15 protein-coding genes and 4 pseudogenes are annotated in these 20,357 nt (G+C 39.1%); 3 read left to right on the forward strand and 16 right to left on the reverse strand.

Annotated elements, in window-relative coordinates; all coding sequences use genetic code 11:
• Positions 1-33: 33 nt before the first annotated feature.
• The 6 genes and pseudogenes from OF158_RS17255 to OF158_RS17280 all read right to left on the reverse strand — a co-directional run bounded on the left by OF158_RS17255 (position 34) and on the right by OF158_RS17280 (position 7,246).
• Complete coding sequence (locus OF158_RS17255; RefSeq protein WP_035183109.1) at positions 34-1,344, reverse strand: restriction endonuclease subunit S; 1,311 nt, start codon at positions 1,342-1,344, stop codon at positions 34-36.
• Positions 1,334-2,770 (reverse strand): annotated as a pseudogene (locus OF158_RS17260) (type I restriction-modification system subunit M); the annotation flags it as partial. The gene OF158_RS17255 and the pseudogene OF158_RS17260, both read right to left, overlap by 11 nt.
• Before the next feature lie 192 nt (positions 2,771-2,962).
• Positions 2,963-4,273 (reverse strand): transposase family protein, encoded by a 1,311-nt coding sequence (locus tag OF158_RS17265; protein ID WP_043052509.1) that lies wholly within the window; start codon positions 4,271-4,273, stop codon positions 2,963-2,965.
• A gap of 172 nt (positions 4,274-4,445) precedes the next feature.
• A complete protein-coding gene (locus OF158_RS17270) occupies positions 4,446-4,568 on the reverse strand; it encodes an SAM-dependent DNA methyltransferase (protein ID WP_174719646.1) in 123 nt (40 codons plus the stop codon).
• Between the two features lie 19 nt (positions 4,569-4,587).
• Complete coding sequence (locus OF158_RS17275) at positions 4,588-5,181, reverse strand: helix-turn-helix domain-containing protein (protein ID WP_035185248.1); 594 nt, start codon at positions 5,179-5,181, stop codon at positions 4,588-4,590.
• 649 nt (positions 5,182-5,830) lie between these two features.
• Positions 5,831-7,246, reverse strand: a complete 1,416-nt coding sequence (locus tag OF158_RS17280) for an ISLre2 family transposase (RefSeq protein ID WP_048339784.1) — start codon at positions 7,244-7,246, stop codon at positions 5,831-5,833.
• A 46-nt stretch (positions 7,247-7,292) separates the two neighbouring features.
• On the opposite strand from OF158_RS17280, the gene OF158_RS17285 reads away from it, so the two are divergent.
• Positions 7,293-8,594 carry an IS110 family RNA-guided transposase gene (locus OF158_RS17285; RefSeq protein ID WP_048339789.1) on the forward strand — a complete coding sequence of 434 codons (1,302 nt, stop codon included), beginning with the start codon at positions 7,293-7,295 and terminating at the stop codon, positions 8,592-8,594.
• Positions 8,595-9,212: 618 nt separating this feature from the next.
• A pseudogene (locus OF158_RS17675) lies at positions 9,213-10,072 on the forward strand (transposase).
• Between the two features lie 109 nt (positions 10,073-10,181).
• Here the strand turns inward: OF158_RS17675 and OF158_RS17295 are convergent.
• The 10 genes and pseudogenes from OF158_RS17295 to OF158_RS17340 all read right to left on the reverse strand — a co-directional run bounded on the left by OF158_RS17295 (position 10,182) and on the right by OF158_RS17340 (position 18,775).
• Positions 10,182-10,898, reverse strand: coding sequence for a DUF8548 family protein (locus OF158_RS17295; protein WP_035185135.1), 717 nt, complete (start codon positions 10,896-10,898; stop codon positions 10,182-10,184).
• A 273-nt stretch (positions 10,899-11,171) separates the two neighbouring features.
• Complete coding sequence (locus OF158_RS17300; RefSeq protein ID WP_014096192.1) at positions 11,172-11,972, reverse strand: ExeA family protein; 801 nt, start codon at positions 11,970-11,972, stop codon at positions 11,172-11,174.
• Positions 11,965-13,317, reverse strand: a complete 1,353-nt coding sequence (locus tag OF158_RS17305; protein ID WP_014096191.1) for a DDE-type integrase/transposase/recombinase — start codon at positions 13,315-13,317, stop codon at positions 11,965-11,967. Before OF158_RS17305 ends, OF158_RS17300 begins: the two co-directional genes overlap by 8 nt.
• Positions 13,318-13,359: 42 nt before the next feature.
• On the reverse strand, positions 13,360-13,878 hold the full coding sequence (locus OF158_RS17310) for a DUF6431 domain-containing protein (protein ID WP_225620988.1): 519 nt from the start codon (positions 13,876-13,878) through the stop codon (positions 13,360-13,362).
• Positions 13,879-14,067: 189 nt separating this feature from the next.
• Positions 14,068-15,091 (reverse strand): annotated as a pseudogene (locus OF158_RS17315) (IS3 family transposase).
• Between the two features lie 440 nt (positions 15,092-15,531).
• Positions 15,532-16,241 (reverse strand): annotated as a pseudogene (locus OF158_RS17320) (SDR family NAD(P)-dependent oxidoreductase).
• A 2-nt stretch (positions 16,242-16,243) separates the two neighbouring features.
• On the reverse strand, positions 16,244-16,378 hold the full coding sequence (locus OF158_RS17325) for a DUF1289 domain-containing protein (RefSeq protein ID WP_142743398.1): 135 nt from the start codon (positions 16,376-16,378) through the stop codon (positions 16,244-16,246).
• Between the two features lie 296 nt (positions 16,379-16,674).
• Entirely contained in the window at positions 16,675-17,385 is a 711-nt protein-coding gene (locus tag OF158_RS17330; RefSeq protein WP_035183104.1) for a B3/B4 domain-containing protein, read from the reverse strand.
• Positions 17,386-17,464: 79 nt separating this feature from the next.
• Positions 17,465-18,103 (reverse strand): LysE family translocator, encoded by a 639-nt coding sequence (locus OF158_RS17335; RefSeq protein WP_035183103.1) that lies wholly within the window; start codon positions 18,101-18,103, stop codon positions 17,465-17,467.
• 54 nt (positions 18,104-18,157) lie between these two features.
• Positions 18,158-18,775 carry an FMN-binding negative transcriptional regulator gene (locus tag OF158_RS17340; protein ID WP_035183102.1) on the reverse strand — a complete coding sequence of 206 codons (618 nt, stop codon included), beginning with the start codon at positions 18,773-18,775 and terminating at the stop codon, positions 18,158-18,160.
• A gap of 121 nt (positions 18,776-18,896) precedes the next feature.
• On the opposite strand from OF158_RS17340, the gene OF158_RS17345 reads away from it, so the two are divergent.
• A complete protein-coding gene (locus tag OF158_RS17345; RefSeq protein WP_035183101.1) occupies positions 18,897-20,276 on the forward strand; it encodes a MocR-like pyridoxine biosynthesis transcription factor PdxR in 1,380 nt (459 codons plus the stop codon).
• The last annotated feature ends 81 nt before the right edge of the window (positions 20,277-20,357 follow it).

The following is a 20,357-nucleotide window of genomic DNA, read 5'->3' on the forward strand; positions in this document are numbered from 1 at the left end:
TCCCCTTTCGCTATCGGGATTTCCCACTATTCTTTAACTCTGTACTTCCAAAACTTCATCTTCCAGCTGAACACGAATTTCACCGGACATAAGTTTTGGAAGAAGAGTGTCTCGAATAAGTGTTAGCTTCTGATTTTCATCTTCAACTTGAAAGGACTTTTCAAACATTCTTTCAGTTATTTCATTAAATAAACTGTGAACTTTTTGATCAGGAAGACAAATTAATGAATCTTTTATTTCCTTTGTTGATAGATTTACTTGAACACCACTATTAGCTCTACTTCTTAAATTATTTATAAAATCTTCACTGTTGGTCAAAATGTATAAATAAGGGTAGTTTATAACTTTAGAATCTTTCGTTCTTATTAAACCTACACGTTGATTAAGAATATATTCATTATCTCTGTCCATTAATGCTGTATGACCTAATAACGCAACATTACTTTTCATATCTGTCATACACATTAATAAATCTCCTTTTTTTATAATGTAATTTGATAAATTCTGGCACTTATCACGTTCTATATAACTTTTTGTACCAGAATGATTAATACCTCCACCTTTTTTAATATTTCCCATTTTAAAAACCCTAAATGTCGAATCAGATTCTACATCTAATAGGTCTTTACTTTTAAATGCATAACCGTTTTGAAAATCAATTACATCACCTAATTTTACGATTTTCCAACCTTTAGGTATCATACCCAATTCACTTTCAACCATTTCGCCGCCACTTGATTTATATGGCTTGCCATTTTCATTCGGAAATTCAAAGTCAACAAACCAATGTTTAAACAATGCTTGTGCCATTTCTTCAAGCTTTTCGTTGATTTGATTGTTGGTTTCAATTTTTTCGTCTAAGGTTGAAAGAATATTTGCGATTGCCTTTTGTTCTTCTAACTTTGGTAAATCTATTTCTAATCCTCCAATTACGCTTGGTTTAATTGAAGGGTATGCTGATGTACTTGTCTCAGCAATTGATTGTAAATAATTTACTATTGAGTCCTGAGTTAAATACCAATATAAATATTCTGGATTCACTTTCTTTAAATTAGGTGATAATACTGCGAATCCTGTAGAAACTATTAAATTTTCTATCTCTTTTCTAATAATTCCATAATGTCTTTGATTAGGTCTAACAGTAGAAATCAAAATATCATTTACCTTAACTTTTCTCTTAGCTCGACTAGGGAGCTTGTCTTTTCCGACAATTAATTTTTGTATTTCATTAATTGTACCTCTTGTTAAATTAGAAGTATCAAGGTAATAAATATATTTTATATCATCACTTTTTGATATATTTTCTGAGTTTATTTCACACAATTCTTCAATTTTATACTTCATACCCAATCCCCCCTAGATTTTTTCTAATCTCTTCCTCCAATCGGTGGGATTTTTCAAATAGTTCTCTTAATTCACTGGTGAGGGTTTCCATTTTTTCTTCAAATGGTATACCATCATCCTCTACATCACTTATTCCAACATAGCGTCCGGGCGTTAATACATAGTCATTTTGACGGACATCTTCTAAAGTCGCTGATTTACAGAATCCCTTGATGTCTTCATATTCCCCATCTGGTTTACGCCAGTTTCGGTATGTTCCTGCAATTTTTTGAATATCTTCTTCCGTTAATTCACGAAGGCGGCGGTCAACCATTTGACCCATGTTTCGAGCATCGATAAATAGAATTTCATGTTCACGGCTTCGGTATTTTGGATGATTTTTTTTATTACGGTTTAAAATCCATAAGCTCACTGGTATTCCTGTTGAATAGAATAATTTGTCAGGCAAAGCAACAATGGCATCGACTAAATCCGCTTCAAGTATGTTTTTACGGATTTCCCCTTCATTCGATGTATTGGAACTTAACGAACCATTTGCTAATACAATACCAGCTGCGCCATTTGGTGAAAGGTGATAAATCATATGCTGTAACCATGCATAGTTGGCATTGCTCGCTGGCGGTGTACCGAATTTCCAACGAACATCATCCACTAATTCATTTCCGCCCCAGTCACTCACGTTAAATGGAGGATTGGCAAGGATGAAATCTGCTTTCAGCGTTTTATGTAAATCATTATGGAACGTATCCGCATGATGTTCGCCGATATTCCCCTCTATTCCACGTATAGCAAGATTCATTTTACAAAGCTTCCAAGTCGTTGAATTGAGTTCCTGACCATAAATAGAGAGATTATCAATTTTTCCTTGATGGCGTTCAACAAACTTTTCACTTTGAACAAACATGCCGCCGCTGCCACAGCATGGGTCATAAATCCGCCCTTCATAAGGTTCAATCATTTCAACCAATGTTTTAACAACGCTTTGTGGTGTATAGAACTCACCACCGCCTTTTCCTTCTGCACTGGCAAACTTACCTAAAAAATATTCGTAAACACGACCAAGTAAGTCTTTTTCTTGCTTGCTGTGCAATTTAATCGTTGAAATGAGGTCTATCAGTTCTCCTAAACGGCGTTTATCAATTTCAGGACGGGCATAACGTTTATCTAACACACCTCTGAGTGACGGGTTTTCTTTTTCAATTTCGATCATCGCTTCGTCAATGTATTGACCGATTTTCGGGTCTTTCGCACGGTCTTTAATGAAGCTCCAACGTGACTGTTTCGGTACCCAGAAAATATTCTCTGCTGTATATTCATCGCGGTCTTCTTCAAAACCTTCTCCCTCTTCAACTAACTCGTTATACTTCATTTCAAACTTATCAGAAATGTATTTTAAGAAAATCAATCCTAAGACTACGTGTTCAGTTCTGAAGAGTAAATTCATCAATTTTTAGATGTTTTATGATAAAATGACTTATCCACATTTAGAAAATTTTTCCATCTATTTTTTCTGCTTTCAAAGTCAAAAAGAGCCGAATTTGCAAATTTCTTTTTTAAAATTGTGGATAACTTCAAAAAAACCTTTTTTTACATCACATCCTTTGCTATAATATAACCATTAAGTAAACCTTACTTGTATTGGCTTACTTAAATGGGTGAAATCCTCGTCTGTTAAAATGCGTGTCCGAAACGATTCCAACAGATTTGAGGATTTTTCTTTTGCCGTTTTTTTGAGTGCTTTTAAGATTGACGAACCTTTTTCAAACAGCTGTCTAATAATATCTGTTATTTGAACTAATAAATAATGATTTTTCATGGCTGTGTAGTTTTGGCTATTGGCATGTTCTATATTGTAACGATTATTTTTTTGTTCGTTAAATCCTTGATTTTCAATCTTCCAGCGGCTTCTTCCTGCAGCGATGAGTCGTTCCACGTTCTTTTTCGTGATTTTAATATCCGTTATAAATACATACTCTTTCGATTTCCCATCCTCTGTTTTCATTGTGGCCTCCATCAGATTGACCGTTCTGTCTTTGTAGGCAATATCATTCACCCAAACTAATGAATTCTGATCCTTACTTTGTTCCAGCTCTTTTATTGCCTTAAACTCCGTCGAGATACTTTTAATTCTCCCTTCCTTAAATCTGCATATATATTTCCATTTGTGCGCCCTGCACAGATTAAATACCGTTTCACATGCATAGAGACTATCTCCCAAGATACAAATCGGTAGTCTTTTAAATATTTTTTTTATTTTCTTTGCCAGCCTGTCGAAGGCTTTTAATTCACAATCTTGCTTAGAAACATTTTCTGATTCATTTTCGATAAATTCGGAGGCAATACTGAAGACCATATCCCCCACGACAAGCTTGGCTTCAAGTACATGGTGCATATAAAGTACGTTCGTTTCTCCTGTTTCTTTATTTGTATATGCCCGTCTCAGGCAGTGTTTACAATGTTTCTTATGAAAGGTGTGTAATCCAGTTCCATCAATGATGACACCCCAGTACTTTCCTTCAATTCGATAAGACTCGAGAGACCTTTTTTTCAATAATTCTTTAATCATATACGTTCTAATTTTTTCTAATTCATTTACATCTAAGCCAGATAAAAAGTCGTTAATTGTATCATAATGTGGAAGTTCTTCAAGAGAATCTAAGCCTAACACCTTCCCTACATTTTTAATACATTCTTCTTTATTAAAACGCTCACTCATGTTTCTCATGGATTTTAGGCCGGTCATATTTTTCAACATCATCGTAAATAAAAGGACCTCTGGACCATAAGTGATATAGCTTTGATGTCGGTGGTCTGCTACCTTTTTTAGGTTATTCATCAGGTCTTTGAAAAAATGCTTCTGAATTTTAAGGAACTCGAAAAAATAATTTGCTTCTTTTTCACGATTTCTTTTTTCTTTTCTAGTAACCAAAATAAAAACCCCCTCAAAACAGCCAAGTTTAATTAGGGCTTGCTGAACGAATCAAATTTTAGCTTGTATTCGACTTGTCACTAAGCCATGCCAAAATATTCGTCCAGCAAGCTCTAATTATTTAAATTATTACATATTTAGCCGCATTTTTGGGGGGGGAATAGTTAAATTATCACGAAAAATTTTTACTCCTCAGAGCTGCTACGTGTTTATATTCGGATGCATCCATGCTTCCACGTAATTTGTCAGCAGATTTCCAAAGTGTTTCTTCGAATCCAATCTTTGCTGTTTCCATCATGAAGTCTCCTTTAATTCTAGTAATTAAAATCATCTAATACTTCGAATAATTCGCTTTCAAATTCATCTTGTTCTGGGCCTGTTGACACCCAATCTGGTAACACTTCTAAATAATGCGCTAAAGCTTCTATTGTTTTATGGAAAACCGGTTCATGCTGTGCCTTATCTAAAAGTTCAAGAACCAATTTAAATGTGTCGAGATAAGGTTGATGTTCAGCACGATTAAGCATGTTCCGAAATTTTTCGATTAGTTTGGCTTTTTCAATATCGTGTTCTATTTGATTCAATTCCTCTTTGTCATAAACTGGCACTTCAACAAGATCATTTTCTTCCCCAATGAGGAACTGTTCTTCATATTTCGTGATAATAGGCTGTAAATCCCGTTTTAATTTTTCTTTTTGAATCTCCAGTTTATCCAAATTAGTTAATTCTTTAGAAAAGTATTTAGCGTCTATGCCAAAAATTTGTTCCAACGTAGGTAAATGTTTTTTGGAGATCTTTTGCTTTCTTTTAATCCAAAGATTAATATTTTGCTTTTTAATTCCAAGCTTTTCGGCCAGTTCAATTTGCTGCATACCATAAAGTTCAAGGATGTATTCTAAACCTATCAATTGATCACCTGCCAAAATATTGTCTGGGTCAATATAGTTATATTGTAATAGGTAAATAGCTTCCAGTCAATCAAACATTTACTATTATAGGTTGAGTCCGTAAAATTGTGTAAAAAGGAAATATAAAAAGAGCCACGTTGCTTTCCCTTTGATAGAATGAACATTGACCAAAACAAAAACAAAAAGGAGCATTCCTGTTAGAAGGACTTTCGGGGACTTGAACAAAAAGAGCCCTCCTGGTATGATGCGGGGTGTCATCTCTTAACGAATGACCCCTAATTTGTAACCAAGGAGGACTCCATAATGGATTTTAAACAAAATCAGAAAATTAATCAAGTCACTGAACAAACACGTATGTGTCAAGTTTTTCTCGACAAGGTTTAAATATCGGGTATTCCAAGACACTCTTTTTGTACACTTTCGGCTACCGTGCTTTACTTGCTCGGTGTAATTTTCGGAAAAGATGTAGTATTTTCGTATAAAGATGGATAACGGGGATGTTGAGGCGCGCGAAATTCACTCGCTTTCCGCGGGCGGCCGGCGAGCCTCCTCGCTCGTACCTCGCTGCGGGGTCTCTCCTGGCTCGCTTTTCCCGCAGGAGTCTCGTAAATTTCGCGCGCCTCAACGATCAGTCCCCACTGAGCCAGGCTTAAAACGAAAGCTCTAATATTTTGCTTAAATGTCCCATTGCCGATGAACTGCTTGAATGCAGGGCAACTGATCCGTGCTTTACGCCCACTGACGGGCGTACAGGCTGCTTGAGTAGTTGAGACATCCTGATGGATTGTTTCAAGTTCCGTTGCTTTCTCTCGCTTCTTGAACGGTGTTTCAGATAGGCTTCTCTCAATGTCCCATTGAGTATGCCTTGTTTGATTTTCACCATGGCTTCTGCGCCAAGTTCACTCCAATGCATGCCCCTTTTTTTCATCCTGAAGGAGATATGCCTTTGATTCGATTCCATCGCTCCTAGGCCTCTCGCACCTTCCGGCACGTTTTTCACCCTGTCTCTCCAGTCAAAAATGCGGTCCCAGTTTTTCAAGATATACGAACGGAATTCCTTGATTTTCTTGAGGGCCTTTTTATCCGTCAAGGTGCTTTCGTGCGTATCCAAATATAACGTGAATTGGTCCAGGTCATGCGTTCTAATCGCTTTTCTAATTTGCTCCTTGATCTCGCTCTTTCCGCCCCCAAATGTCCTTATGATGGCTTGTGCAACGTGGTAGGTATCCAGCTGGTTGAGCACCGGAAATTCCGACTGTGAGAATGCTGTTTGAAACCGTTCAGCTGTGTACCCAGCACCTCCATCACTGTTTGTAATGACATGCGCTTTTTCGAGGGAATAGGTGTTGGCAGCTGTGGCTTGGACTTCATCCCAAAATGTCTGAATGTCTTCCGTCGTCATGATGACTGTGGGCTGACGCAGGGAGACCCTTTTTCCATTGGTTTCCCATCCCTCATAGAGAATGGCGTGGTGGACTTCCATACTCTGTTTCTTTTTTAGTCCCCGAACGAATACACCATCTGCTTCAGAAAACAGGTAGTCTACCTTCTTCCCCTCAGGCAGGGAAACAGCTATTTCTAGCTCTTCTACAAGTGCCTTATCGGCTTCCGCCTGAGTTTTCCCTACGTGTTTTACCATGTTCCCTACAGTTGTGTGACTAAGACTCACTGCTGTCCACTCTTTTAAAATATCAGCTACTTCCCGATAGGTGTTCTCACTTGCCAACTCTGCCACCTTTAATTCCACTAACGGGCTGTATCGTTGGTGTGGTACCAGCCCTAACCATTCATCCAGAGGATAATGTGAGTTCCCTCTCTTATCACGCATTAGTGAACGTTTAAAAGTCACACTTCCAAATAGAAACTGAACGCTTCTGTTATCACTCCGGCAGTACACCCAGCCCTCCTCTAACTTCTCCTGTTTAATTGTTTTATCTAACTCTTCAAATATTTCCCCAACCCATTGTGTAAAAGCCTTCTGCATCAGAAGTTTAAGCTGTTCTTCAAATTCGATAAGACTCTTTGTATCCTTTAATAATCCAGCAATTATTGATATAATATCCATGGGAAGACCTCTCTCTCTAGATGTTCATCTTGAAGTGTACAATTAGATGATAGAGCGTCTTCCCATTTTTTTCCACTCATCTGCCCCGTCGAGTAAAATTTTACACATACAACAAACACTTGTAGTGGGAATTGATATTGCCAAGCGTACGCACTACGCTTGCATTGTAGATGACCGTGGGCGAGTGCTCCAAAAATCATTTTCTGTGCCCCAAGCAGGAAATGGATTTGAACTGTTCTATCAGCGCGTTTTAGCCGCAATGAAAGAACACGAGAAATCGGAAGTCATTGTGGGAATTGAACCCACAGGGCATTACTGGCTCAATTTGGCCTACTTTCTTGAGGAAAGGGGTATCCCCTTGGTCATGGTAAACCCTATGCATGTAAAGCGATCAAAGGAGTTGGACGACAATTTGCCAACCAAGCATGACCGCAAAGATGCATTGGTTATTGCCCGTTTAGTTAAGGATGGACGTTTCAGTTACCCACGTATCTTAAAAGGCATGGAAGCCGAACTTCGCGTTGGGTCGACGTTCAGGAGTAAATTGACAGAGGAATTAGGGGCTGTCAAAAACATGATTATTCGTTGGTTAGATCGCTATTTCCCAGAGTTTGTACAGGTGTTTCCGTCTTTTGGGAAGATGGCTTTAGCTGCACTTGAATGCACACCATTTCCAAGTGATCTTTACCAGAAACAGCCCGATGAAGTTCTATCCCTTTTTCGTAAGGTTGAGGGGCTAAAATCCCCTCAAAGACCAAAAACAGTCCGTCTTATTGAAGTCGCGGCTGGCTCTATCGGAGTAACAGAAGGACTTGAGATGGCCCGTATTGAAATTGCCACACTTGTCCGCCGTTACCATCAGCTAGAACAAGATATCGAAAGTATTACAGGGCAGTTAATTGAACTTGTAAAAACATCTGCAGAGTACGAATGGCTATCAACGGTACCAGGGCTTGGAGATACAACGATTGTCGACTTATTAGCTGAAATCGGAAGCTTTTCACATTATCAAGATCCACGCCAATTAATTAAACTCGCGGGATTAACGTTACGTGAAAACTCCTCCGGTCTGCACAAAGGGCAAAAACGCATCTCCAAAAGAGGCAGAAGAAAACTGCGTGCCCTCCTTTTCCGGGTAATGATGCCGATGATTCGCCATAATGAAGCCTTTAGAAAGCTACATGAATACTACACAAACCGTCAGGTTAATCCGTTACGCAAGAAACAATCCATTGTGGTTCTATGCGGTAATCTATTAAAAGTGTTACACGGAATTAGCACGAAGCACAAACCGTTCGACGCACAGCGAATGATGAGGGATATTCCTGGTCTCGCAGAGGCTGAATAAGGCCTCACATCCTTAGTAAGACCTAGACAACAGGATGACACGGAGAAGCTGGCACTATTTTTTCCATTCGACCTCGAGTCCCTAAAGGAGCTTCGCTAGCCTCTGCCTTATGACTAGACCGAACGAAGGAATGTAGGCACACAGATGCCCAGAGACATGGGAGGGTACGTCATCATAAGTTACGCAGAGATCCATTGTGCATCGTATAATTTCCTATCACTACTTCCCATTATTATCCAGTAGTGACCGCGTAGCGTACCCGTATGTTGGAATAGTTTCACATAATATAAAAATTTTGTTAGGAAGCGTGTCAAAAAATATTTTTTTGACACCCCACCAACGGCTTAAACCGTTGATACATCAACATTTTTAGAGGGAGGTAAGCAACTATGGCTCAATACAATATATTACTATAAGCGATGAAATTCTGCATGGGTTCCTGTCGCAAGATCAACGACTGGCCAAACTATTGGAACAGGTCTTGAATCAAATCCTTGAAGCTCAGTTAACGGATCAACTTGGCGCCGGCCGTTATGAGCGCACAGAGGAGTGAAAAGGCTATCGAAAGGGTCTTATCCCCGCCAATTGACGACTCGGGTAGGACGGTTGACCTTGCGCGTGCCGCAGACAAGGGATGGGGAATTTTCCACCGAACTCTTTCAACGCGATCAACGGGCGAACAAGCTCTGGTACTTGCCCTCATGGAAATGGTCGTAAACGGAGTGTCTACCCGCAAGATCGCCCAAATCACAGAAGAATTGTGCGGGACTTCGTTTTCCAAGTCCACGGTCTCCTCGTTGTGCAAAGGACTGGATCCGATGATCCAAAATTGGAATCAACGTTTCCTTCATGAACACGTGTATCCGTTTGTATTGGTCGATGCAAATTCAAGTTCTGCTAGTTCTCTAAACAAACTGAATAAAGAACTAGAACAGATTGAAAACCGCTTGTTGGAAATCCAGCAATTGCAAGACAAATATATGGAAGCTTTTGAAAAGAATACACTCCCGATAGATATCCTACAAGAAAGATTACAAAAGGTTTCCAATGAAAAAAGAGAATTAGAACAGAAGAAAAATGAGATTACATTACATTTGAGTTCTTCTGACTCAAAAGTTATTCAACCGGAACTCATTGAATTGTTACTTGAAAAGTTTCTATTCGTTTATAAGCAGACATCAAGAGAAAATCAAAAACAATTACTTCAGTTATTGATCGATAAAATTACAATTAAACAAACAGGAAAATCAAGAACCATTAAAAACATTGAACTTGAATTCGATTTTACAGAAGTCAACATATCTAAAACCTTTATACTTATCCACATGTTGTATCGTGAAGCGGATAATGAAACTGATTATCCACAGCCAATACCCGCTTCCGACAATAAAATTCCACCTTATCTTCAACAATTTTTGCCTCTATTTATGGTACGGTTCTCCGTATCATATCTAAATGAGGTTATTATATTTCTATAATAATAACTTGTAAAGACAATAAATCTTTGCCATATAATCGGTACCTATTGAAATAATTACAATATCATTCCCTCTTTACTGAGATATGCAAAAATTCCTCTAACAAACACTATAGATTATTATTTCTTACATAATTCCAAATTTGATAGTCCAATAAACGGGGAGTCATGTTTGGGTATTTTTCCGCAAGTATCTTAGAGGTTGCCTGTAAAAGAGTTTGTGCTTCATCCATCTTTACCTTTCTTTGGAGCACTCTTTCAAGAAAACGAATTATCATTCTGTCAGGTTTAATCCAATTATCCTCTCCTGCTAGCATGTAAAAGTAAATAAGCGAAATACCGCTTTTTTGACCAGGTATTGATTTTATCTCTTCCTCGAATTGCTCATTGCCATATAGTTTTTTAACATCCTGTAAATAATTTACACCGTACTTATTGAGTACCTTACAAAACCTATGAACCGCTTCAGTTTTTAGTATTCCGTTTCTAGTGGATGTTCTTTGTCTGTTTTTAAACACTGTATGGACAAATTCCTCTAATCCTAATTCATCAAAAGAACGTAAAAAATGCTCCACTGACTGTTGCTCTGAGGGGGTTGGATAATCGGGCTCTAATCGGTATGGATGTAATCCAAAGTATTCACAATATCTCTTTACGGTATTTTTGACCCCTTCATATCTAACTCCTATTGAAAAAACTGATTCAATTACACACAAAGGTACACTTGTATAATAATATTCATCAGGAAGCTTTGCTTTTTCCAAGTCTAATACTTCCTGACAAAATTCAGCTATTTCCACTTCGTCTTTGTTCAGTAAATCTCTCATCTATTCTCATACTTTCTTACACATTTAATTAAGTATGAATTGGTATGTCAACACTAAACTAGACACTTTTTTTAAGGTGTTTCTCTTTATACTCCATCGGGCTTAAATACCCTAGTGTTCCATGGTGTTACTGGCGCCCCAAAATGGCAGGAAATTGACGGTGTTATTTGTCCAGAAATTGACGGAATTGTTGTCAATTAAGGGGGAAGCCAGTTTGCGCTTTATTGTGGCTTCCCCTATGAGTTTAATACTTAAATTTAAATCATTGTCATTTCACGAAAGTTCCCCTTCAATCACACGTTTTACCATATGATCGTCAATGATTCGATGCCTGTTTTGTGCTCCGTAAAGTAGACAGTGGGTACAAATCTTGTTGATGATCCTTGCGGCTCCCCCGGAAAAACGATGGATTTCATCTAAAGCTACATCTGTGAAAATTTGCTCAGTTACTCCTGAATATTGTAAATGCATGGCAATATATTCTGCAGATTGAGCTCTGTCGTAATGCCCCAGTTTGAATTGAATATCAATCCTTTGGCGGATTGCTGTGAAGGATTGGAGGCGCAGGCGGTCCCATAATTCACTTTGTCCGACAAGAATCAGGCTCATAGGGCTTTGGGCATCCATTTTGAAGTTCAGCAGGAATCTGACTTCCTCCAACATTTCCCGATCAAGAAGATGGGCCTCGTCCACGACCACTACCGGCTGAACACCATGAATTCCTCTCATAAGCTCAATTTCCCGATGAAGCTGCCGTTTTGCATCGCCTCTATAAAATTTAGACTCGCACCCGAGTTGTTCCAACAACCCTTTGTAAAAATGCCGAGGCGTTAATTTGGAATCAGACAAGTACAGTACTTTATATTGTCCATCATCAAGCCGGTCAACAAATTTACGGATAGTCGTCGTTTTCCCAGTCCCACAATCGCCTGTTAAAACCGCGAATAACTGCCTTTCAGCCGTATATTTTAACCGCCCCAGTATTTCCTGCATCATAGGAGAATCATAAAGCTTTTCAGTCGGAATATCCCGTGAAAAAGGCGTATGAGTCATACCGTAGAAGGCTTCAAACATTCTCACCGTCCTCCTTCCATACAGCCCGGAAGGAGACGGCTGGTGTTTGTTCCATCTGTCGTTCCTGATACTTTTGTTCCGCAGCTTTTAATAATCTTGATGAATCGGCTTCCTGTGGCTGAAGATGATCAGGAAGGGGTGGCCTTTTCCCTGACCTTTCACCAATTTCAAGTTTATGAGCTTTCCATGGCGAATACCCTTCAAACTCAATGGTGAGTTCCTCCAGATCCGCAGGATCATAGATAACTTCGACTTTCTGCCCAATAAATGCCAGGCCTACTTCGTATTTTTGATCCATGAAACTGATACAGCCGGATTTATCTACCTTGCGTGTTTCGCAATGCAGGAATGCATCCGCCAACGTATCTGGCTCAATGAAACGAAGTGCTTTTCTGTCACTCCTAAATGCCGATCTTGGGCTTATCTTTTCCCCAAGCGCAGAATGCGGCTTCTCCTGATAACACTCTGTCAGCCAGACTTGAAACAGTTCATTTAACCGTTCTAATGTCTTCGGCTTTTCTAGTGAGACTTCCCCCAGAAAAGAATCAATGAGCCGGTTGAATTTTTCAACCTTGCCTTTGCTTTCTGGCGAAAATGGCTTCGCGTAAACCAGCCGGGTTCCAAGTTTTGAACAGGTTCTCCCCATCCATTTCGTCCTGTATTGTTTGCCATTATCAAAGTAAACGGCTTCGGGAGCACCATATTTTTGCACTGCTTGTCGAAAAGCATCCTCCACAATCCGGGAATCAAGTGTCGGATAAAATTCACCGTGTAAAACATACCTCGTCGCATCATCAATAATGGCGACCAAGTATACCTGCTTCTTGGCACCATTTGGGCCAATCGGTAAATACGGGCCATATTTGATATCAGACTGCCAAAGCTGATTCCGATGTCTTTTTTGAAACCTTCTGGCTGCCACTCCTGATTGCGAATAAAGCCTCATCTGCCTGGAACTGTATCCTCTCTCTGATAGCTTTTCCTGAAGGGTTGAACGTTTGATTTGCCCGGGTTCTGCAAGACCTTCCCATTCAAGTATCTGTATGATTTGTGAAACACTTCGGCTGGGGGCCTCTCTTCTAAGTAGAATGGCCTGTTCTATGATATGTGGCGGGACTGCCTCAGGCTTGGTTTGGGACTGCTTTCCTTTGGGCTTCAATCCTGAAAATCCTTCTTTTCGAAACTGCGTTAAATAACGCCTGATAGTCCTTTCAGAAAGGCCGGAGGCCTTACAAATTTGTTCCTTTAATTCCTTCGCTTTTCCGGCATCCAATCCATCCGCCAATAATGGAGAAATGAGTTGAAACCTTTGGGCTGCCATTTCATCTGCTTTCTTGTGATCCATTCATGATAGACTCCTTTCCTATTTATCTACCATGAGTGTAAATCAACCCCCGCCGGACAAGAATGCAGAACGGGTATGTACCCATAAATAAAAATTTACAACGGGTCGGACAACACGCGCCAGCCATCCGGAGGCATTGCCCACCAATCGCCCTAATCTTTGGAGTGCGGTCCCCGAAGTTTCGGGCAAAACTTTCAGGTCGTCCCCATCTTGTTTGGTCTGATGTTTAATGGAAACAAGGCAATGGATCCAGTATTCTACATAAAAATAAAACCAGTCTATCCAACGATAAAGTGTTGATTCATCTGCCGGAATATCATGATTGGAACGATTAGTCAAAACCGTTTCAATACATTCCGATTTATATCTTTTATAAGGCACCAGAAATTCTGGAAGTTCGTGATGAATCTTTCCGCATTGTTCACATTGTAAACGTCTGATATTATAAATATGCTTCTTTCCAGATCTATCAATGGCTTTTCGATCTCTTGTCCCAATAACCTTCATATGTTTACCACAACAAGGGGAAGGTACTTTTTCCGCACCCCTAACCAAAAACACCAAGTTGAGTATTTTCAATTAGCTTATAATCTGATACAATAACCATAATCGTTATTTTTGGTGGGACATTCCCCGTATAGCTGATGGTACAGTTATACATCATGGGGGATGTCCTTTTCCTTTCTCAAGAATAAATACGAGGACATTATACTCGTCAAATTCCGGACAGGCAATACCGTCAACTTTCGGTTATTTTTGGATGTCAGAAACACCATGGATTCTTGTATGATTAAACCAATGAACATAATCATCTAATTCCATTTTTAATTGTTCTAAACTTTCGAAGTATTTCCCTTTTACAAATTCAGTTTTGTTGCTTCAGCGACTGCGTTGTCATAGGGGCAACCCTTCATACTTAACGATCGTTTAATGTTGAATATATCTAGCACTTCATCCATTGTCTTGTTCTTGAATTCCGCCTCTGTCCGTGTGGAATAATTGAATTTTCCTCAAATCTGCTTTCACTGTCGATAATGCTTGATAAACTAGCTGGGTATCTTTGTTTGGACCTGCACTATGACCAATAATTTCTCGATTGTAGAGATCGACAAATAAACAGATGTAATGCCAGCTTTTTTCCACTCTAACGTATGTTAAGTCACTGACCACAACTGTTCATTCTTTTTGTTGATCAAATTCTCTTTTTAACACATTTTCAACCTTTGATTCATTACATGTGCCCACATGGGGTTTAAACTGGGTCAACCGGATAGCTTGAAACCAGTCCATTTTCTTTCATAATTGTTCCAATTCTTCGCCTTGAGGCGGTGATACCTAGTTTCTTTAATTCATATTTAATTTTACGTGTACCATAGTTTTGCCGGCTTTTCTTGAAATATCTCCAGAATGGCGGCTGTCAGTTCATCTTCTTTATTCACTTGCTCTTTTGCTTCGTAGTAATAGGTGCTTCTTGAAAGTTGTAGGACATCGCACATTGCTGATATCGAGTATTTGTGACGGTTATTTTTGATCACATTTACTTTTGTCCTAGTATCAGCGCGGCTTGCTTTAAAATATCATTCTCCATCAGTAAACGCTTGTTTTCTTTTCGAAGCTGGATCAACTCATTTTCTTCTGGGGAACGATTGTCCTTTTCCTTAAATGAACCAGGTGTTTGGCTTTATTTTATCCATTTGTCCAACGCTGAAGGCGTTAAATCATATTCACTAATAATATCTTTTCTGGGCTTTCCGCTTTCATAAAGCTTGACCATTTGAGCCTTAAATTCTGTGGTGAATGTTCGTCTTTTTCATTGCTAAATCTCTCCTTAACTGGGGAATGTAGACGTAGACCACAAAGATAGTTGGTTTGCGACGAAACTTGACATGGAGCCTCTGCGGCCATGCTTTCTAAGTTAGTGAGCCAGCTGTTCAACACACCTAGCTTGCCTGAAAGGCTAGCATACCCGCCTCTCCACATAAAGTTTCTAGAACGGATCTCTTATGCTTGTTAAGCAGTATACCCAGTTTGGGTGGTTAGTCTACTTGCCCTTAATTTTATTGTCCAGTTAAGTGTAGCCGATTCAAAATAATATCTTGCTTTGCCGGATCACTTAAGGCGTTAAATAACGGTATACATGCCCTGAATACATCAATAGCTTGTTGTGCCATAACTCGTTTATCCCTCTCCTTTCAAAACCAAGATCAGGAAAAATTACTTTTCTCCCGCGACATACTTGGCGATTTTAGCGGCCAGACTTCTCGGCACGAATTTAGCCCCAAGTGCACCTGCCTTATTCAACACTCCGGTAACAATTACACGTTTCCCTCTCATCATTGCCTTATACCCTTTTTTAGCAACGATATCGGCGGCCATCGCCCGGCTGAACATTTTCGTATCCTCAACACTGGCAACAGAACCGAAATTGGTTTTCGTTGGACCAGGACAGAGGGTTGTAACCGTGACGAAGCTATCAGACAACTCTTCAACAAGTGCTTCTGAAAACGAGAGCACATAAGCTTTCGTCGCATAATATACACTCATCAATGGACCAGGCTGGAATTCCGCGGTGCTTGCTACATTTAAATTTTGCCACTGTCCCTTCGCTTCATTTGTTGCAGAAAATAAAAATAATAGGTCAATTCAGTTAGGGCAGCTATGTTTAATTGAATCATATCTAATTGTTTCTGTATATCCAGCTCATCAAACTTACCCAATAATCCAAATCCAGCATTATTAACCAAGACATCGATGGAAATTCCCTTTTTTTCTACTTCCTCAAATACTTCTTTAGCCGCGCCAGGGACGCTTAAATTTTTGAAAATGGCGGTAACTTCTACATTTGTGAAGGATTGCTTGATTTCTTCCAGTTTTTGTCCGCTTCTTGCGACAAGAACAAGATTGTAGCCATCTTGGGCAAACAGTTTTACAACTCTTCAATCAACGAGTCAAAATCCGTACTTTTTAACATGGGTAGTTCTTCAAGTTTCTGTAAAAATTGCTGTCTTTTCTCCTCATTCATCTCTTTCCAATTATCAAGAAAGCGACCGTTTTGCTCCACCATTTCTCCCTCCAATGTAAGCTAAGGTTATATGCCGACTGTGTATTCTGTATTTTCCGCCGTAGAGTTGAAAGCATTTCGTGTAAGCTTGCTTATGTAGTAACTGTCTAGTACAATCTCATGTTTAATATTGTTTACCATCACTTGTGGTAAGGTTCTCCGAGTTTTGAAAATCTGTTAAAAAAACCCCGCCGCAGCGAGAGTCTTATAGAGTCCTAATATGCATTTATTATGGACGAAACCGTATTTTTGTCCATATCGACTCACAGGGAATCATTTTTTAACGCAATTTGATCTTAACCAAAGATTGTAATTTCCTTATTATTAATATCTAACACTTCAATCCTCACCATACCACCCAGATTCTGTGCCACTAAATCAGACAATTCTTTAAGCGCCCTATGAAATTCATCGCTTCTTGTTTCGTCTATTAATTCAATACAAAGGAATGCATTTTTCGTATTTTCTGTTAGCATCGTCCTTTGAGCTTCACGCCAATTCCAACATCTACATATTACACCGATATCATCTTTATAAACAATCTCCCCATCATATGGCGAAGCATTTTCATCACTTCCCAATGGGATAAATGGTTCGTTGCCATTTGCTTGCGTCAGCCGAATATCGCCTACAAAAGTGTCAATATCTTCCCCACCACAAGGAAGTCCATAACGCAATGAAATGGAATTATAGATATCAACAAGCGGGTTTATTGTTTTAATGTGATTGCCATTTTTTACTCTTTTTAATAAAGCTTCAATGGAACACCTTGCCCCTTTCTTTGTCTTGAATTTCTGAAAAGCTTCTCGCCAAACAGCTATGACGGGATTACGACTGAATTCCTCCAGACGGAGAAATTTATGTGCTTCTTTCTCTGCTTCCCGCAACAGCTTCTCATACCTTTCAACATCCCTTATTGAATTATCAATCCCTTGACAAATAACGGTGCCTATTTTCGCCTGAGGGAATAACGACCAAAAATCATCTTCAATGATAAATCTAGCCATAACCTATCTCTCCATTTCATTTTGTTTATTGCCTTGGTAAAATGGTAATTCGTTGTATCACAACATGAGGACACCACTCTTATGTTTTAGAAGGGCTCGCAAAGGCAGAGAATACCCCTAGGACAATATATAAATAACCAGTTATCCGGTTCATTAACTTCGAGTTTCCTTTCCTACCTACTATCCACTTTCGAATACTTGCTGCAAGAATGGCATATAAACTATCGTTAATAAAAGCTAGGATAATAAATATCGTTCCTAAAAGCAAAAATTGTACTGTGACCGAGCCAGCAGAAGGTGCTATGAATTGCGGAAAGAAAGCTAGAAAAAAGAGTGCTGTCTTAGGATTCATCACTTCTACGAGCGCTGATTCGTAAAAAATCTTCAATAATTTTTTATGGTTCGTTTTTGGACTTTCTGAATGATTTCCATTAGATGTGGAAAATAAAGTCTTACACCCTAGATAGATAAGATAAATAGCACCCAAATATTTAACGATAGTAAAAGCTGTTGCTGATGTCATAAGGATCGCAGACACTCCAATTGCTCCTGCTAAAACATGAACAGCACCACCAAGAAAAACACCAAGAACCGATACGAGACCCGCTTTCTTCCCTTGGTCTATACTTCTTGCCATAATATAGATCACAGCTGGTCCGGGCATGATTAACAATGCAGCCGTAGCAATGACAAATAGCCAAATAGTCGAAGGCTCCATCATATGCAACTCCTTTTTTAGTGATTGGACTCCTCTTCATCGATGAAAATAAAGCTACATTTTATTTTTCAAGTTCGCTTTCATCAAAGAGGCGATTTGTTGCTCGTTTGGAAAAGGGATTTGTTCCAATTGTTTTATAATGAGCTCTTGTCTATGTAAAAAATGGTTTTGACTTAACTTTGCTTTCCCTTCCATCTTATTGATTTTTATTTTGAATCCTTGAATTCCTTTCGTCATACCGCGAAGAAGTTCAACATCTACATCCTGCAATCTGTAAGAGTTATCAGGGGCTTCATACTCCAATACCATATCATTTAAAGAGCTCATTAACTCGTGTTCATCCTCGATTAACTCAACCTCTCCATACACATGAAGGGTCACATAATTCCACGTTGGCACTGCTTGATTCGTTTCATACCAAGAGGGAGAAATATAACAATGTGGGCCGTGGAAAATGGATAAAACCGTTTGATTTTGAATATCTTTCCATTGTGTATTGGAACGAGCAAAATGACCATACAAATACGTTTTCTCCTTATTTAACAGCAAAGGTAAATGTGTAGCGAAAGGCTTTCCTTTGTGAACGGAGAACAATGTTGCAAAACTGTTCTCCTGTATCACCTTGTAGGCAACAGTTGTTTCTGTCATCGCAAAATGCTCCGGGATATACACGGAAACTCTCCTCCATCCTATTTTTTTGATATAAACTAAATATCTACAAAGTATGATATAATTTAAACTGACATTCAAAAAGGTACAATAATAAGAAAATTAACATGTCAGGATGATAAAAATGAAAAATACAATTTTTACCTTCAACGATCACTCTCCTAAATACAAACAAATCTACGAAAAATTCAAATCTTTTATTGAGCAAGGCGACATAAAGCCGAATGAGCCATTGCCATCTATTCGTCAACTTGCAGATTCTTTACACGTAAGCCGTAATACAACATTAATGGCATATGAGCAACTTGTTGCTGAAGGGTATATTCGTGGTGAGAGCCGAAAAGGTTATTTTGTAAATGAGTTAGAGCCCCTTTTCGTTCAAGAAGTTCGCATCGCTTCTAATCCTAAGCAAACAGAGCCCGAGTCATCTGTTTGTGTTGATTTCCGTGCAGATGCGGTCGATCAATCGCATTTTCCTTTCAAAACGTGGAGGAAAATCTCTAATCAAGTATTGACAGTAAAGGACAGCTTTCGGTATGGAGAGCCTTTTGGAGAATTATGCCTCCGCGAACAAATCGCAGCCTATCTTCTTCAATCCCGTGGGGTGAGAACAGATCCAAATGCAATTATTATCGGAAGCAGTACCCAGCAAATGCTTGTATACCTTGGGCATATACTGAAGGATGAGTTCCAAAGTATTATCGTTGAAGACCCTGGTTACGACGGTGCTAGGGAAGCTTTTCAATTTCATCGTTTTACGTTTGAAACGTTACCAGTGTATGAAACGGGCGCAGATCTTTCCAAACTAGAACAAATGCAATCGCGATTAATTTACGTAACCCCTTCTCATCAAAGTCCAATGGGAGTAAGCATGTCTATTCAACAACGGCAAATGCTTATTCATTGGGTTAACAAGATGCGTGGATATATTATTGAAGACGATTATGATAGTGAATTTCGCTATACACAAAAACCGTTTCCTGCTCTTGCCTCCATTGATTCAGCAAGAGTCATTTATCTAGGGAATTTCTCAAAATCTTTTCTTCCAGGAATTCGTTTAAGTTACATGGTGTTGCCGCAGCCCCTTTTAGATCGTTATCAACATCAATTTCGTCATTTCGAAAGCACCACGTCCATTCTTAGCCAACTCGCTATGGCGAAGTTTATGGAAGAAGGAGAATGGAGTCGCCACATTAAACGTATGCGTCTTGTTTATAAGCGAAAAATGCAACACTTAGTATCATTATTAAGAAAAGAATTTGAGGATACTATATCGATTATTGGTGAACAGTCTGGTTTATACTTATTAGTCAAAGTACACTTGAACCGTTCAGAAGAATGGCTAATGGAGCGGGCTTTCTCTTATGGTGTAAAAGTGTATCCTACTTCATGCTACTTTGTTAAAAACAATCCTGACAAACCAATGATTAAACTTGGGTTTAGTAATCTTTCTTTTGATGAAATTCAGCTTGGAGTGAAGCTCTTGAAAAAGGCATGGTTATAAAATACATCACACGTCTGCCACTTAAGAACGCCTTCCTATTGGTAGATCGGCTTCAAAAACTGCGCGGTGTCAACACCGATT

It is taken from the genome of Weizmannia sp. WK01 (assembly GCF_025905465.1).
Lineage (GTDB): Bacteria > Bacillota > Bacilli > Bacillales > Bacillaceae_C > Weizmannia > Weizmannia faecalis.